This window comes from Streptomyces sp. NPDC056503 (genome assembly GCF_042794995.1).
Classification (GTDB): domain Bacteria; phylum Actinomycetota; class Actinomycetes; order Streptomycetales; family Streptomycetaceae; genus Streptomyces.
The window spans coordinates 13,138-26,966 of record NZ_JBHTST010000118.1 but is presented as its reverse complement, the minus strand read 5'-3'; the positions used below and the strand labels follow the sequence as shown (position 1 = coordinate 26,966).

The 13,829-nt window shown below is 75.2% G+C and carries 13 protein-coding genes; 6 read left to right on the top strand and 7 right to left on the bottom strand.

The window, feature by feature from the left end:
• Positions 1–37 precede the first annotated feature (37 nt).
• Positions 38–1,405 (bottom strand): dipeptidase, encoded by a 1,368-nt coding sequence (locus ACFQ8C_RS28440; protein ID WP_383462608.1) that lies wholly within the window; start codon positions 1,403–1,405, stop codon positions 38–40.
• A gap of 312 nt (positions 1,406–1,717) precedes the next feature.
• On the opposite strand from ACFQ8C_RS28440, the gene ACFQ8C_RS28435 reads away from it, so the two are divergent.
• Entirely contained in the window at positions 1,718–3,112 is a 1,395-nt protein-coding gene (locus ACFQ8C_RS28435) for a geranylgeranyl reductase family protein (protein ID WP_383462610.1), read from the top strand.
• 55 nt (positions 3,113–3,167) lie between these two features.
• Here the strand turns inward: ACFQ8C_RS28435 and ACFQ8C_RS28430 are convergent, their stop codons facing one another.
• Positions 3,168–3,632 (bottom strand): nitroreductase family deazaflavin-dependent oxidoreductase, encoded by a 465-nt coding sequence (locus tag ACFQ8C_RS28430; protein WP_383462606.1) that lies wholly within the window; start codon positions 3,630–3,632, stop codon positions 3,168–3,170.
• Positions 3,633–3,888: 256 nt separating this feature from the next.
• Between ACFQ8C_RS28430 and ACFQ8C_RS28425 the strand changes: the two genes are divergently transcribed.
• From ACFQ8C_RS28425 to ACFQ8C_RS28415, 3 genes are all read left to right on the top strand, one after another.
• Positions 3,889–4,593: a TetR/AcrR family transcriptional regulator gene (locus ACFQ8C_RS28425; RefSeq protein WP_383462604.1), complete on the top strand. Its 705-nt coding sequence runs from the start codon at positions 3,889–3,891 to the stop codon at positions 4,591–4,593.
• Between the two features lie 152 nt (positions 4,594–4,745).
• The gene (locus ACFQ8C_RS28420; RefSeq protein WP_383462602.1) at positions 4,746–5,969 is read left to right on the top strand and encodes an ROK family protein; all 1,224 of its coding nucleotides are present in this window, start codon (positions 4,746–4,748) and stop codon (positions 5,967–5,969) included.
• Positions 5,970–6,114: 145 nt separating this feature from the next.
• Positions 6,115–6,885: an SAM-dependent methyltransferase gene (locus ACFQ8C_RS28415; protein WP_383462600.1), complete on the top strand. Its 771-nt coding sequence runs from the start codon at positions 6,115–6,117 to the stop codon at positions 6,883–6,885.
• A gap of 2 nt (positions 6,886–6,887) precedes the next feature.
• Here ACFQ8C_RS28415 and ACFQ8C_RS28410 read toward each other — a convergent pair whose 3' ends face one another.
• Both ACFQ8C_RS28410 and ACFQ8C_RS28405 read right to left on the bottom strand, forming a co-directional pair.
• Positions 6,888–7,472: an ATP-binding protein gene (locus ACFQ8C_RS28410; protein WP_383462598.1), complete on the bottom strand. Its 585-nt coding sequence runs from the start codon at positions 7,470–7,472 to the stop codon at positions 6,888–6,890.
• 222 nt (positions 7,473–7,694) lie between these two features.
• Positions 7,695–8,012: a hypothetical protein gene (locus ACFQ8C_RS28405; protein WP_383462596.1), complete on the bottom strand. Its 318-nt coding sequence runs from the start codon at positions 8,010–8,012 to the stop codon at positions 7,695–7,697.
• Between the two features lie 194 nt (positions 8,013–8,206).
• On the opposite strand from ACFQ8C_RS28405, the gene ACFQ8C_RS28400 reads away from it, so the two are divergent.
• Positions 8,207–9,334: a PLP-dependent cysteine synthase family protein gene (locus ACFQ8C_RS28400; protein WP_383462594.1), complete on the top strand. Its 1,128-nt coding sequence runs from the start codon at positions 8,207–8,209 to the stop codon at positions 9,332–9,334.
• On the opposite strand, the gene ACFQ8C_RS28395 is transcribed toward ACFQ8C_RS28400, so the two are convergent.
• From ACFQ8C_RS28395 to ACFQ8C_RS28385, 3 genes are read right to left on the bottom strand one after another with little or no spacing between them, the layout of a single operon-like run.
• Positions 9,291–9,794 (bottom strand): SRPBCC family protein, encoded by a 504-nt coding sequence (locus tag ACFQ8C_RS28395; RefSeq protein ID WP_383462592.1) that lies wholly within the window; start codon positions 9,792–9,794, stop codon positions 9,291–9,293. The two genes, ACFQ8C_RS28400 and ACFQ8C_RS28395, sit on opposite strands and share 44 nt — an antisense overlap.
• Before the next feature lie 49 nt (positions 9,795–9,843).
• Entirely contained in the window at positions 9,844–10,338 is a 495-nt protein-coding gene (locus ACFQ8C_RS28390) for an SRPBCC family protein (protein ID WP_383462590.1), read from the bottom strand.
• Complete coding sequence (locus ACFQ8C_RS28385) at positions 10,335–11,153, bottom strand: DeoR/GlpR family DNA-binding transcription regulator (RefSeq protein ID WP_383462588.1); 819 nt, start codon at positions 11,151–11,153, stop codon at positions 10,335–10,337. Before ACFQ8C_RS28385 ends, ACFQ8C_RS28390 begins: the two co-directional genes overlap by 4 nt.
• 135 nt (positions 11,154–11,288) lie before the next feature.
• Between ACFQ8C_RS28385 and ACFQ8C_RS28380 the strand changes: the two genes are divergently transcribed.
• The gene (locus tag ACFQ8C_RS28380) at positions 11,289–13,712 is read left to right on the top strand and encodes a hypothetical protein (RefSeq protein ID WP_383462586.1); all 2,424 of its coding nucleotides are present in this window, start codon (positions 11,289–11,291) and stop codon (positions 13,710–13,712) included.
• The last annotated feature ends 117 nt before the right edge of the window (positions 13,713–13,829 follow it).

Below are 13,829 nucleotides of genomic sequence, written 5' to 3'. Positions count from 1 at the left end.
GAGCGAGCGGATCCGGCGGCCGACCGGTGTCAGGCCGTCAGGCCCCCACGCCACCGGCGTAGTTCACCAGGAACAGCGCCTCCGCGACGGCGAGCCGCTCCAGCTCCTCCGGCGACACGGACTCGTTCACCGCGTGGATCTGCGCCTCCGGCTCGCTCAGGCCGATGAGCAGGATCTCCGACTCCGGGTAGAGCGTGGCGAGCGTGTTGCAGAGCGGGATCGAGCCGCCCATGCCGGCCGCCTGCATCTCCTGGCCCGGGTACGCCACCCGCATCGCCTCGGCCATCGACGCGTACGCCGGGCTGGAGGTGTCCGCCTGGAACGGCTGGCCCTGACCGACCTGCTCCAGGGTCACCCGCGCGTTCCACGGGGTGCGCTTCTCGATGTGCGCGAAGAGCAGCTTGGTCGCCTCGGCCGCGTCCTGGCCGGGCGGCACCCGCAGGCTGACCTGCGCGCGGGCGGTCCGCGGGATCGACGGGGTCGCGCCCGCCACCGGGTGGCAGTCGATGCCGATGACGGTGACGGCCGGACGCGCCCAGATGCGGTCGGCGACCGTGCCGGCGCCCGGCAGCTCCACGTCCGGGAGCACCTTGGCGTCGGCGCGGAACTGCTCCTCCGGGTACTGGAGCCCCTCCCACACGGCGTCCGCCGGCAGGCCGTCGATCACCGTCGAGCCGTCCTCGGCCCGCAGCGAGTCGAGCACTCGGATGAGCGCGGCGAGCGCGTCCGGCGCGGCCCCGCCGAACTGACCCGAGTGGAGGTTGCCCTCCAGGGTGTCGACCTGCACCCGGATCATCGTCATGCCGCGCAGCGTCGCGGTCACCGTCGGCAGGCCGACGCGGAAGTTGCCCGCGTCGCCGATCACGATGGTGTCGGCGGTCAGCAGCTCGGGGTGCTCCTCCGCGTACCGCTCCAGGCCGCCGGTGCCCTGCTCCTCCGAGCCCTCGACGATCATCTTGACGGTCACCGGCACGCCGCCGTTGGCCTTGAGGGCCCGCAGGGCCAGCAGGTGCAGGATGAAGCCGCCCTTGCAGTCGGCGGCGCCGCGGCCGTACCAGCGCCCGTCCTCGCGCTCGGTCAGCTGGAACGGCGGCGTCAGCCACGCCGATTCGTCGAGCTTCGGCTGCACGTCGTAGTGGGCGTAGAGGAGTACCGTCGGCGCACCGGCCGGGCCGGGCAGCACGCCGTACACCGCCTGCGAACCGTCCGGGGTGTCGAGCAGCGCGACCTCGCGGAAGTCCTCGGCGCGCAGCGCGTCGGCGACCCAGTTCGCGGCGGCCTCGCACTCGCTGCGGGGCGCCACGGCCTCGTCCGCGACCGACTCGAAGGCGACCAGCTCCGTCAGCTCGGCCTTGGCGCGAGGCATCAGGGTCCGGACGGTCTCGGCGATCGGATTCGGCGTCATGGGCACGCTCCTCGTGGGTGCGACGTTGAGAGCTAGGGGAGCGAACGGCGTATCGGGTGGTACGGCGTTCGCACCGTCGATCCTACGACCGGGCCGTGGCATACCGAGCCGTAGGATGCGTGAAGCAGACGCCGGTCGGATCAGGAGCAGAAGCACATCGTGAGCAGCGAGCACACAGAGAACGCCGGTCCGGAGCCCATCGAGCCGCTCGTGTCCGGCGATCCGGCCCCGGCGGCCGAGCCGTCCGGCCCCTCGGCGGACGAGGCGACGGCCGCGGTGACGGCCGCGGACTCCGGCGCGGAGTCCGGCCCCGTGGAGGACGCGGAGCTCGGCGCGGAGCCCGATCGGGACCGGCCCGAGGTGTGGGACGTCGTGGTCGTCGGCGCCGGCCCGGCCGGCGCGTCGGCGGCGTACGCGGCGGCGGTCGCGGGCCGCCGGGTGCTGCTCCTGGAGAAGGCCGAGCTGCCCCGGTACAAGACCTGCGGCGGCGGCATCATCGGCCCCTCCCGCGACTCCCTGCCGCCCGGCTTCGAACTTCCCTTCCACGACCGGGTGCACGCGGTCACCTTCTCCCTCGAAGGCCGCTTCGCCCGCACCCGCCGCTCGCGCCGGATGCTCTTCGGGCTCGTCAACCGGCCCGAGTTCGACGCCCAGCTCGTGGAGCACGCGCAGAAGGCCGGCGCCCAGCTGCGCACGGGCGCGACCGTGACCCGGGTGGAGCAGCACGGCCCGTCCGTGCCGGACCGGCGGACGGTCGCGGTCGTCCTCGCCGACGGCGAGACCGTGCTCGCGCGGGCCGTGGTCGGCGCGGACGGCAGCGCCAGCCGGATAGGGGCGCACGTCGGGGTGAAGCTCGGGCAGGTGGACCTGGGCCTGGAGGCGGAGATCCCGGTGCCGCCGTCGGTGGCGGAGGACTGGAAGGGCCGCGTCCTCATCGACTGGGGCCCGATGCCCGGCAGTTACGGCTGGGTGTTCCCGAAGGGCGACACGCTCACGGTCGGCGTCATCTCGGCGCGCGGCGAGGGCGCGGCGACCAAGCGGTACCTGGAGGACTTCGTCGCCCGGCTGGGCCTCGCCGGCTTCGAGCCCACGATCTCCTCCGGCCACCTCACCCGCTGTCGCACCGACGACTCCCCGCTCTCCCGCGGCCGGGTCCTGGTCTGCGGCGACGCGGCCGGCCTGCTGGAGCCGTGGACCCGCGAGGGCATCTCGTACGCGCTCCGCTCCGGCCGGCTCGCCGGCGAGTGGGCGGTCCGGGTCGCGGAGGCCGGCGACGCGGTGGACGCCCGGCGCCAGGCGCTGAACTACGCCTTCGCGATCAAGGCCGGGCTCGGCGTGGAGATGGCGGTCGGGCGGCGGATGCTCGCCGTCTTCGAGCGTCGCCCGGGGCTGCTGCACGCGGTGCTCACCGGGGTGCGGCCGGCCTGGAACGCCTTCGCCGACATCACCCGGGGTTCGGCCACGCTCGGCGCCATGGTCCGCTCGAACGGCCTGGCCAGGCGGGCCCTCGAAATCCTCGACAAGCGCATGGACACGGCGTCCGGCGTCGGTCCGGCGGGCCGGGGCGTGCAGCGCAGGGACGAGGAGCCCGGCGAGGGTGCGGAGGGCCCCGAGGGTGCGGAGGGCGCCGAGGGCGCGGACGCCGTGAAGTCGGTGAAGTCCGTGGAGTCCGTCGAGTCCGTGGGCGGGGACTCCGAGACTTCCTGAGGATCACACGGGGGGGTGGTGAGGGTGGGTGCGGGCCGCAGGTCCGTGCCCGCCCTCACGCGTTCCCGGCGGACGTGATGCGGAAGACGGGGTGCTTGTGCGCGATGGCGCGCAGCTCGTCGTCGGTGGAGTCCGGGCCGACGCCGCCGAAGAAGACGCCGACCTCGGCCTTCCAGCGCTTGAGGTAGGCGCGCAGCACCGCGACCTTGGCGTCGTCGCCGACCTCGGTGGAGGTGAACGGTTCGACGTGCTTGCCCAGGTGCAGCTCGCCCCCGCCGACCGCCCGCATGTTGCGGGTCCACTGGACGTGACCGCGCGGGGCGACCAGGTAGCGCTCGCCGTCGAGGGTGAGGACGTTCACCGGGGTGGTCCGCCAGGCGCCGCTCTTGCGGCCCCGGACGGCGAGGACGCGCGAGCCCCAGACGCTGAGCCCCCGGCGGGTCAGCCAGGCGACGGAACGGTTGAGGACGTTGACGGTGAACCAGCCGGGCTTGAGGACGTGGGTGGTGGACTCGGACATCGGAGCCTCCTGGGGCCTGGGGGAGGAGCGGGCGGGCGGGGTGGGTGGTGCGGGTGGCGCAGGCGATGCGGGTGATGTGAGTGGTGCAGGTGATGCGGGTGGTCCGTTAGGCGTGAGCGCCGCTCTCGGTTTCTTGCGACTCTCCGAACCGTGAGCACTGCTCTCGCTTGAGAACAGTCTGCACGGATCGCCGCTCGGAATCAAGAGCACTGCTCTCATTTCGGTGCGCCGCTCTGAAACGTGGCAGACTGCTCCCATGACCACCGTTCAAGGAGCCCGCGCCCGCGCCCGGGCCGAGATCACCGCCGCCATCAAGGACGAGGCCCGCCGGCAGCTCGCCGCCGAGGGCGCCGCCAAGCTCTCGCTGCGCGCCGTCGCCCGCGAGCTCGGCATGGTCTCCTCGGCGCTCTACCGCTACTTCCCCAGTCGCGACGACCTGCTGACGGCGCTGATCATCGACGCGTACGACGCCGTCGGCGCCGCCGCCGAGCAGGCCCACGCCACCGCCGTCCGCACCGCGCCCGGCGACCACCTCGCCCAGTGGATCGCCGCCTGCCGCGCCGTACGCGCCTGGGCCGTCGCCCACCCCCACGAGTACGCGCTCATCTACGGCTCCCCGGTCCCCGGGTACACCGCCCCCCAGGACACCGTCGCCCCGGCCGCCCGCGTCGGCCTGCTCCTGGTGGCGACCGCCCGCGCCGCGCACCAGGCCGAGGGCGTCGCGCTGCCGCCGCTTCCGGACGGCCTCGCGCCGGAGGCGGAGCGGCTCGCCGCCGATCTGGCCCCCGACCTGCCGCCCGCGCTCGCCGTCGCCCTCGTCTTCGCGTGGGCGCAGCTCTTCGGTCTGGTCTCGTTCGAGGTGTTCGGACAGTTCAACCGGGTCGTCGAGGACCGGGACGCCTTCTTCGCCACCGCCGCCGAACGCCTCGGCCGCGAGGTGGGCCTGCTCCCGCGGCGCTGACCGCCGCCCGGCCCCGAACCGTCCGGAGCGGGACCGCCGACGAGGTCTCCCGGCACGGCCGCGGCGGCTCCGCGCGGCCCGCGGCGACCCGGGGGAGCGGACCGGTCCGGCCGGGTCCGGCGGGCGGCCCCGATCATGGCAGACTCGGGCGCATGAACGGCAAGGCGACGACGACGCGTACTCGGCTGGACAGGGGGCGCAGCGCGCTCGGCCCCGCGCTGGAGCTGGTGCACACCGGCCGGGCGCCGACGCGGGCCGTCCTCACCGCCGAGCTGGGCGTCACCCGCGCCACCGCCGGGGCCGTCGCCGCCGAGCTGGAGGCCCTCGGGCTGATCCGGGTCGACTCCAACCCCGGGGCCGCCGCCGGTTCCCAGGGCCGGCCCTCGCACCGGCTCGCCGTCGACGAGAAGGGTCCCGTGGCGCTCGCCGCCCAGGTCCACGCGGACGGTTTCCGGGCCGCGCTGATCGGTCTCGGCGGCACCCTCGTCGCCACCGTCCCCGGCTCGGTGATCTCGGCCGACCCGGCGCAGGTCCTCGGCGCCGTCGTGGACGCGGGCGCCGCGCTGCTCCGCGAGACCGGGCGGCGCTGCGTCGGCGCCGGCCTCGCCGTGCCGTCCGCGGTCGCCGAGCCCGAGGGGACCGCGCTCAACCCGCTCCACCTGGCCTGGCCCGCCGGCGCGCCGGTCCGCGAGATCTTCGCGGAGCGGATCCGGGCCGCCGGCGTCGAGGGCCCGGCCTTCACCGCCAACGACGTCAACCTCGCGGCGCTCGCGGAGCACCGGCACGGCGCCGGGCGCGGCTCCCGCGACCTGCTGTGCGTGGCCACGGGACACCGGGGCGTCGGCGGGGCGCTCGTCCTCGACGGGCGGCTCCACTCGGGCAGTTCGGGCCTGGCCCTGGAGGTGGGGCATCTGACGGTCAATCCGGAGGGTCGCCCCTGCCACTGCGGCGGCCGCGGCTGCCTGGACGTCGAGACCGACCCGCTGGCCTTCCTCACGGCGGCCGGCCGCGAGCCGGGCCCCGAGGTGTCCCTGCTCCAGCAGGCCCGCGACCTGCTGCGGTCCGCGCCGGACGACCCGGGGGTGCGGGGGGCGGTGGAGGAGCTGATCGACCGTCTCGGCCTGGGCCTCGCCGGCCTCGTGAACATCCTCAACCCGGACCGGATCATCCTCGGCGGGCTCCACCGCGAGCTGCTCGACGCCGACCCGGAGCGGTTGCGCGCGGTCGTCGCCGACCGCAGCCTGTGGGGCCGCAGCGGCGGAGTCCCCATCCTCCCCTGCACCCTGGACCACAACAGCCTGGTGGGCGCGGCCGAACTGGCCTGGCAGCCGGTCCTCGACGACCCCCTGGCCGCCCTGGGCGGGGCCCCCGTCTGACCCGGGGAGGAGCCTCCGGTGCCGCCGGTCCGCCGGGTGCCGCAGGGGCGGGCCCTCCGCCGGCGCCGTCGGCCGGGCGGGGGCCGTGCGGCGGACCCGGAAAAGAAGGTGGCGTCCGGACCAGGGCCCGGTAACCTCCCCGTTCATGATCGATTCTGAAGCCTCGCTCCCGCCCCGCCTGGGCGGTCTCACCTTCCACGGCCCGCTCTCCGAGGAGCGGGCCGGGCGCCTCGTCCGCCGCATCGCCGACTCCGGGCCCGCCGACGTCCTCGACATCGGCTGCGGCTGGGGCGAGTTGCTGCTGCGGATCCTGGACGCCGCGCCCGGCGCCAAGGGCGTCGGCGTCGACATCAACGCCGAGGACCTCGCCCGTGGCCGGGTGCTCGCGGCGGAGCGCGGTCTCGCCGACCGCACGGTCTTCGCCGAGGAGTCCGCCCGCGGCAGCGAGCGCGGCCCGGTCGACGCGATCCTCTGCCTCGGCTCCAGCCAGGCCCTGTGCGACCCGGAGCTGCCGCACGACCCGGCGGAGGCGCTGCGGGAACTGCGCCGGCTGGTGCGGCCCGGCGGCGTGGTCGTGCTCGGCGAGGGCTTCTGGGAGCGGACCCCGAGCGAGGCGGAGCTCGCCGGGATGTGGCCCGGTGCGACCACCGGCGACCACCTGCCGCTGGGGGAGCTCGTCGACCTGGCGATCTCGTCCGGGTTCCGCCCGGCGTGGATCGAGACGGCGAGCCGGGACGAGTGGGAGGCCTTCGAGTCCGGCTACCGGTACGACACCGAGCTCTGGCTCGCCGCCCACCCGGACCACCCCGCGGCCGCCGAGACCCGCGAGCGGGTCGACCGGCAGCGGGCCGGCTGGCTGAACGGCTACCGGAACGTCCTCGGCATCGCGTACCTGACGCTGGTCGCCACCGTCTGAGCTCAGGTCCGGGCACCGCTCGCCGCGAGCGCCGGGGCTTCCGCGGGCGTGCTCAGGGGCACGCCCGCGAGCCGGCCGTACGAGACGATCGGGGCGAGCGGCACCTGATCGAGCCCGAAGCCGAACCCGGCCTCGGCGCCGGTCACGGCCGGCCCGTCGGCGCACGGCGGCGCCGTCAGGGTGAACCAGACGTCCTTGCCGCTCGCGCCCCGCGGGCGGACGCCCCAGCTGTCGCTGAGCGCCCCGACGATGGCGAGGCCGCGGCCCGAGGTGGCGAGCGCGTCCGGCTCGTCCCACAGGTCCGGGAAGGCCGACTCCGTCGCCACCGGTATCCGGGGATCGTTGTCCCGGACCGAGACGGTCAGCCGGTCGAGCAGGAGTTCCAGCTCGACGGTGCACTCCTTGTCGGGCTGCGCGTGGCGGTGCACGTTGCTCAACAGCTCGGTCACTCCCAGTTGGACGGGATCGACCAGGGCGTCGAGGCGCCAATGGCGCAGATGGGCGGCGACGATCCTGCGGATCTGACCGATCCGCGACGGCAGGGCCTGGAGCTCCACCGCGTAAAACCTGCTCGGCTCGCTGATCACGGCTGCGACTCCCCGAAGTAGTCCTGAAGAAGACGGAGATTCGGATCTGTCATGCGGTACACCAGGGCGGCGCACTGAGCACAGTGTCACCACCGTTGAACCCTCAGTGAGGTGGTTCCAGCGTGAACCAGCTGTCATCGAGCCGCAACCCGCCGCGAGCTTCCCCAGGTCAGCGCCGTGCACCGGATCGGTGGGTGCGCCGGGGCGGTGCCGCGGGCCGGTTCAGCGCCCGCCGGCCGCCCGCCGGAGCGCGGCGAGGAAGCGGCCCGCCTGTTCGGCGTCCCGGGCGTCGTCCTCCCCGGCGGCGTCCATGGTCAGCCGGTAGCGGGTGCCGTTCACCTTCGCCACCGTCTCGTCGCCCTTCGCGAACCACGGGCGGCCCGCCCGTACCGCCTTGACCGGCGCGCTGTCGATCTCGGAGCCGTAACTCGTGAGCAGCGCGAGCCGGCCGTCCTCGATGCGGACCTCGCCGGCCCGGGTCAGCGAGCGCGGCCACCGCGCGATCCGTACGCCCCTGGCAGTGAACTCCGGTTCCGCCATGCCGTTCCACCCCTTCCGCGTGCCCTTCCCTCCCAGTGTGCCGGGCTGTCGGCGCGGACACCAGGGAGCGTCGCGCGGGCGTTCCCCAAGGCGTTCCTATGGAGCGTCAAAGTGAACGTTTGCCCAGGTGGGAGAGGTATCGTCGGCAGTGGGAAGCCAGGGTCAGACCCGGCGGGACAGCGAGGAGAGAACCGTTGAGCACCATCCCCCACACCGCCGACGCGATCGCCACCGTGGACGTCGACCGCACCGATCCGGCCTACCGCGCCTGGTTGAAGGAAGCCGTCCGCAAGGTCCAGGCCGACGCCAACCGCTCCGCCGACACCCACCTCCTGCGCTTCCCGCTCCCCGAGAAGTGGGGGATCGACCTCTACCTCAAGGACGAGTCCACCCACCCGACCGGCAGCCTCAAGCACCGCCTGGCCCGCTCGCTCTTCCTGTACGCGCTCTGCAACGGCTGGATCCGGCCCGGCAAGCCCGTCATCGAGGCGTCCAGCGGCTCGACCGCCGTCTCCGAGGCGTACTTCGCGAAGCTCATCGGCGTCCCCTTCGTCGCCGTGATGCCCCGCACCACCAGCCCCGAGAAGTGCCGGCTCATCGAATTCCACGGCGGGCAGTGCCACTTCGTCGACGACTCGCGCACGATGTACGAGGAGGCGGCGGCGCTCGCGTCGCGCACCGGCGGCCACTACATGGACCAGTTCACCTACGCCGAGCGGGCCACGGACTGGCGCGGCAACAACAACATCGCCGAGTCGATCTACCAGCAGCTGCGGCTGGAGCGGTACCCCGAGCCGGCCTGGATCGTCGCCACCGCGGGCACCGGCGGCACCTCCGCCACCATCGCCCGCTACGTCCACTACACGCAGCAGAACACCCGGATCTGCGTCGCCGACCCGGAGAACTCCTGCTTCTTCGACGGCTGGGTGCACCACGACCCCGACGCCACCTCCGACTGCGGCTCCCGCATCGAGGGCATCGGCCGCCCCCGGATGGAGCCCAGCTTCGTGCCCGGCGCCGTCGACCGCATGATGAAGGTCCCGGACGCGGCGAGCGTGGCCGCCGTCCGCGCCCTGGAGACCGCGATCGGGCGGAAGGCGGGCGGGTCCACCGGCACCGGCCTGTGGAGCGCCTTCAAGATCGTCGCGGAGATGGTCGCCGAGGAGCGCACCGGCAGCGTCGTCACGCTCCTCTGCGACCCGGGCGACCGCTACCTCGACAAGTACTACTCGGACGCCTGGCTCGCCGAGCAGGGCCTCGACATCGCCCCCTACGCCGTCACGGTCGAGCGCTTCCTGGCGACGGGCGCCTGGCCGGAGTGAGCCGCCGGTCCAGCGCGGCCGCGGCGCGGCGGAAGGACAGGCCCATGCCCGGGGACGCGAGCCGCAGCCCGGCGCGGAACGGGGCGGAGCCGTCGGCCGCCATCGTCCAGCGCAGCCGGGTCCCGGCGCCCTCCGCCGTCAGGGCCCACTCCTCGGCCAGCGCGGAGACCGAGGGCGCGTTGGTGAGGTCCACGCGGTAGGCGTAGCGCAGGTCCGGCTCGGCGGCCAGGATCGTCTCCTCGAACCGGATCCCGCCGCGCAGCCGGATCGTGCGGCGCGCCCCGTCGTCCAGCGGGACGGCCGAGGAGACCGGGGTGAACCAGGCGGGCAGGCTGCCCACCTCCACCGCTATCGAGCGGTAGACCGCCGGGGGCGGGGCCTGGAGGGTGGCCTCGAAGGCGAGGCGGACGGGCGCGGTGGCGGTGAAGTCGAGCTCCACCGGCCGCAGTCGGCGTTGCATGGACCGGACCTCCCGGATGAGTGGAAGAAGCACCTTAACTGACAGCTCGTCAGGACGAAAGCCTGTTCGAGGAACGGCCGTCGCGCGACGGGCCCCGCCCGGACGGCGAGGAGCGGCCGAGCAGCCCGTCCAACGCCCGGCCGAACACCACCCGCCCCACCCGCGCCAGCGCCCCGTCGAAGACCCCCGGCACACCGCGCACGGACAGCTCCTCCGTCCACAGCACCCGGCAGCCCCCGGCCTCCGAAGCCACCTCGATCTCGGCCCAACCCCGCACCAGCCGCCCGTACTTCTCCAGCCGGCACACCCCCGGCCGGCCCCCGCTCGGCGGCTCCCAGCGGACCACCTCCATCGGGTCGTCGAAGCCCAGCGGGCCGAGCCCGGTGCGCGCCGTGAAGCGCGTCCCGGCCCGGCTCGGACCGGACGTCAGGACCGTCGTACGGGTCAGCGGCACCCGCCGCCCGTGCGCCGGCCAGTCCGTCAGCCGCCGCCACGCCTCCTCGGGAGCCAGCGGCACCGAGCGCGCCACCCGGAACCGGCTCACGCCGCCGTCTCGCCGGCCACCAGAAGACCCGGCACGTGCTCGGCGACCTCGGCCCGCACCTCCGCGGCCATGCCCCGGTCCGTCACCCAGGTGTCCACCTCGTCCAGCGTCCCGAAGGAACTCAGGCCCACCGTCCCCCACTTGGTGTGGTCCGCGACCACCACCACACGGCGCGCCGAACGGATCAGGCAACCGTTCGTCTCCGCCTCCGCCAGGTTCGGCGTCGACAGACCCGCCTCCACCGACAGCCCGTGCACCCCCAGGAAGAGCAGGTCGAAGTGGAGCGAGCGGACCGCCCGGTCCGCCACCGGCCCCACCAGCGCGTCCGACGGCGTCCGCACCCCGCCCGTCAGCACCACCGTCGGCGCCCGCCGACCCTCGCCGGCCGCCTGGCGCCCCTCGTGGAAGACGTCCGCCACCCGCACCGAGTTCGTCACCACGGTCAGGTCCGGCACGTCGAGCAGCTGCCGCGCCAGCGCGTACGTCGTCGTCCCGCCCGACAGCGCGATCGCCGAGCCCGGCAGCACCAGCGCCGCCGCCTCCCGCGCGATCTCGTCCTTCGCGCTCGGCTCCAGCACCGACTTCGCCTCGAACCCCGGCTCGTGCGTGCTCGGCTCCGCCACCGGCACGGCCCCGCCGTGCACCTTCGCGACCATGCCCTGCCGGGCCAGCGCGTCCAGGTCACGGCGGATCGTCATGTCCGACACGCCGAGCCGCCGGGTCAGCTCGTTGACCCGTACACCGCCGCGCCGCCGTACCTCGTCGAGGATCAGAGAGCGCCGCTGCTCCGCGAGGAGGTTCTGATTGTCAGTCACCGCCGGGGCCGGTCCTTCCGCAGAAGACGAGGGGATGGCTGTCGGATTCGGTGAGAGAGCGTGCGCGGGCACACGGTCGTCCGCGATCCTGGAGCCGACGTCGCATCCTCCCACTCCCGAGAGGAGGACTCCTAAGTGTCCCCTGCCACACCCGCCCCGGAGCACGGGGGCGCGGCGCTCGAACTCCTCGTCCACGGAGTCGGCGGAGCCACCCCCCAGTCCATGCTGGACGACCCCAGGACCGTACGGGTCACCGGCGACGAGACCGCCGCCGTACACCGCCGCGCCGAGGACCTCGACGCCGAGGACCACCCCGAACGGGACACCGCCCGCCCGGTCCCGGAGGCCTACGTCTGGTCCAACCTCACCTCGGGCGACGGCGCCCGCGCCCTCTGGCTGCTGCTCCTGCCGTTCATGGTGGTCAACCTCGCGCACTGGATGCGGCCCCCCGCCTCCGGCCGCCCCGGCCTCGTCCGGCTCTACGGCGTCCTCGTCCGCCTCCTCGCCCTCACCCTCACCGCACTGCTCACCGCCGCCGCCTGCGAGGTCGCCCTCGACCTGACGGCCTGGCAGTGCGCCGGCACCGCGGGCTGCGCCGACGGACGCGCCTGGCTCGGCTTCCTCTCCGCCGACCGGGGCGGCTGGTGGTCCGGCCCCGGCCGCCGCCTCGCCCTCGCCGCCACCCTCCCGGCCGCCCTCGTCGGGCTCCTCTGGTACCTGTCCCACCGCACCTGGAGCGCGTACGAGGCCCAGCGCCCGCCCACCGACGGCGCCCCCGCCGGCCCCCTACCGTCCGAGGACCCGCGGCCCGCGCTCGGCCGGCCCGGATTCTGGTACGGGAGACGGCTCGTCGCCCGGCTGCGCGCCGCGCACACCGCCGCCGGCTTCCTCACCGTGGCCGGCGCCCTCGCCGCCGCCCCCGCCCGCCACGACACCGGCGTGCTCGCCGCCACCGGCCTCGCCCTGCGGGCCGCCCTCCTGGTGGCCGCCGCCCTCGTCCTGTGGGCGGTCTGCGGCCGAGGCCGCAGCGAACGCCGGCTCGACCAGCGCGTCGAGAGCACCCTCTTCACCCGCCTCCCCGCCGCGACCCTCGTCCTGCTCGCCCTGACCGCCCTGCACACCGCCTGGGACCGGCCCGGCTGGAACTCCGCCGGCACCCTCCCCGGCGACGCCGCCTTCGGGGCGCTGACCCTCGCCCAGGGCGGCCTCGTCGTCGCCCTCGGCGCCGTCGCCCTGCTGCTCCAGCGGCCCCGGCGCGACCCCCGCACCGCCCTCGCCGGGCTCGGCGGACCCGCCACCGCCATGCTGGCCTGCGCCCTCGGCGGCGTCATGTCCGGCGGCGTCGCCCAATGGGTCGCCGACCGGCTCGGCGGCTCCGCCGGCCCCGGCGGCGGTCCGGCCCCCCTGACCGGCCCGCCCGTCCTCCTCAGCTGGCAGGCGTCCGCCATCCCCGTCCTGCTCCTGCTGCTGCTCGTGCCCGCCGCCCTCCTCGGGGTCAGGACCGCCCTCGCGACCCGCCGGCTGCGCGCCGCGGTCGAGGCCGACTACGCCGGCGAGCGCCCCGATCCGGTCCGTACCGGCCAGATCGCCACGAGCCGCGCCCGCGCCTCGCTCACCGACTCCGCGCCCGTCCTCGTCGCCGTCGTCTCCGGCACCGCGCTGCTGCTCGGCGCCGCGTCCGTCGCCGGGGCCTGGACCAGCGGCAAGGTCCCGGGCAGCGCCTTCTCCGGCGCCCACCCCGCGATCGCCGCCCTCGCCGCCACCACCCAGGCGCTCGGATCCTGGATGATCGGGTTCGGCTTCCTGCTCTTCGTCACCTGGGGCCGCCGCGCCTACCGGGACGCCTCCGCCCGCCGTACCATCGGCATCCTCTGGGACGTCGGCACCTTCTGGCCGCGCGCCGCCCATCCCTTCGCGCCACCCTGCTACGCGGAGCGGGCCGTGCCCGACCTCACCTGGCGGATGAGCTCCTGGACCCGGCACACCGGCGGCCGGCTCGTCATCTCCGGCCACTCCCAGGGCAGCGTCCTCGCCGCCGCGGCCGTCTGGCAGCTGCCGTCCGCCACCCGCGCGCGGGTCGCCCTCCTGACCTACGGCTCCCCGCTGGAACGGCTCTACGGCCGCTGGTTCCCCGCCTACTTCGGCCCCGAGGCGCTGCGCGGACTCCACCGGGCCGTGCACTGCTGGACCAACCTGCACCGCGCCACCGACCCCATCGGCGGCCCCGTCCGCGTCCCCGCCGAGGAGGGCCGCCCGGCCGTCGACGCACCCGCGCTGCTCGACCCGGTCGCGTACGGACGCACCCGCGCCCACCCCCTGCCGGAACCCGTCCTGGGCCACTCCGACTACCAGGCCGACCCGGCCTTCGCGACCTGCCGGGCCGCGCTCCTCGACCGGCTGCTGCCCGCCATGCCCCGCCAGCGGACCGCCGAGGAGGCGGCGGACGCGACCGCCGACGGAGCCGCGGACCGGGGAAGTCCGGACCAGGGAAGTTCGGACCGGGGGAGTCCGGACCGGGGAAGTCCGGATCAGGGGAGTTCGGGCAGGTCCTCCGGATAGAGCAGGGTCAGGTCGTCGGGGGGGGCCGCCGCGCGGCCCCCCCCCCCCCCCCCCGGGCCCCCCCCCCACACCACCAAGAGCTGGGCCGCCGGGCCCCCCCTGGGCGACACCCCGGCC

Coding starts and splice junctions, on each gene's coding strand:
- ACFQ8C_RS28440 (WP_383462608.1), bottom strand. CDS start 1,405: ATGACGCCGAATCCGATCGCCGAGACCGTCCGGACCCTGATGCCTCGC.
- ACFQ8C_RS28430 (WP_383462606.1), bottom strand. CDS start 3,632: ATGTCCGAGTCCACCACCCACGTCCTCAAGCCCGGCTGGTTCACCGTC.
- ACFQ8C_RS28425 (WP_383462604.1), top strand. CDS start 3,889: ATGACCACCGTTCAAGGAGCCCGCGCCCGCGCCCGGGCCGAGATCACC.
- ACFQ8C_RS28420 (WP_383462602.1), top strand. CDS start 4,746: ATGAACGGCAAGGCGACGACGACGCGTACTCGGCTGGACAGGGGGCGC.
- ACFQ8C_RS28415 (WP_383462600.1), top strand. CDS start 6,115: ATGATCGATTCTGAAGCCTCGCTCCCGCCCCGCCTGGGCGGTCTCACC.
- ACFQ8C_RS28405 (WP_383462596.1), bottom strand. CDS start 8,012: ATGGCGGAACCGGAGTTCACTGCCAGGGGCGTACGGATCGCGCGGTGG.
- ACFQ8C_RS28395 (WP_383462592.1), bottom strand. CDS start 9,794: ATGCAACGCCGACTGCGGCCGGTGGAGCTCGACTTCACCGCCACCGCG.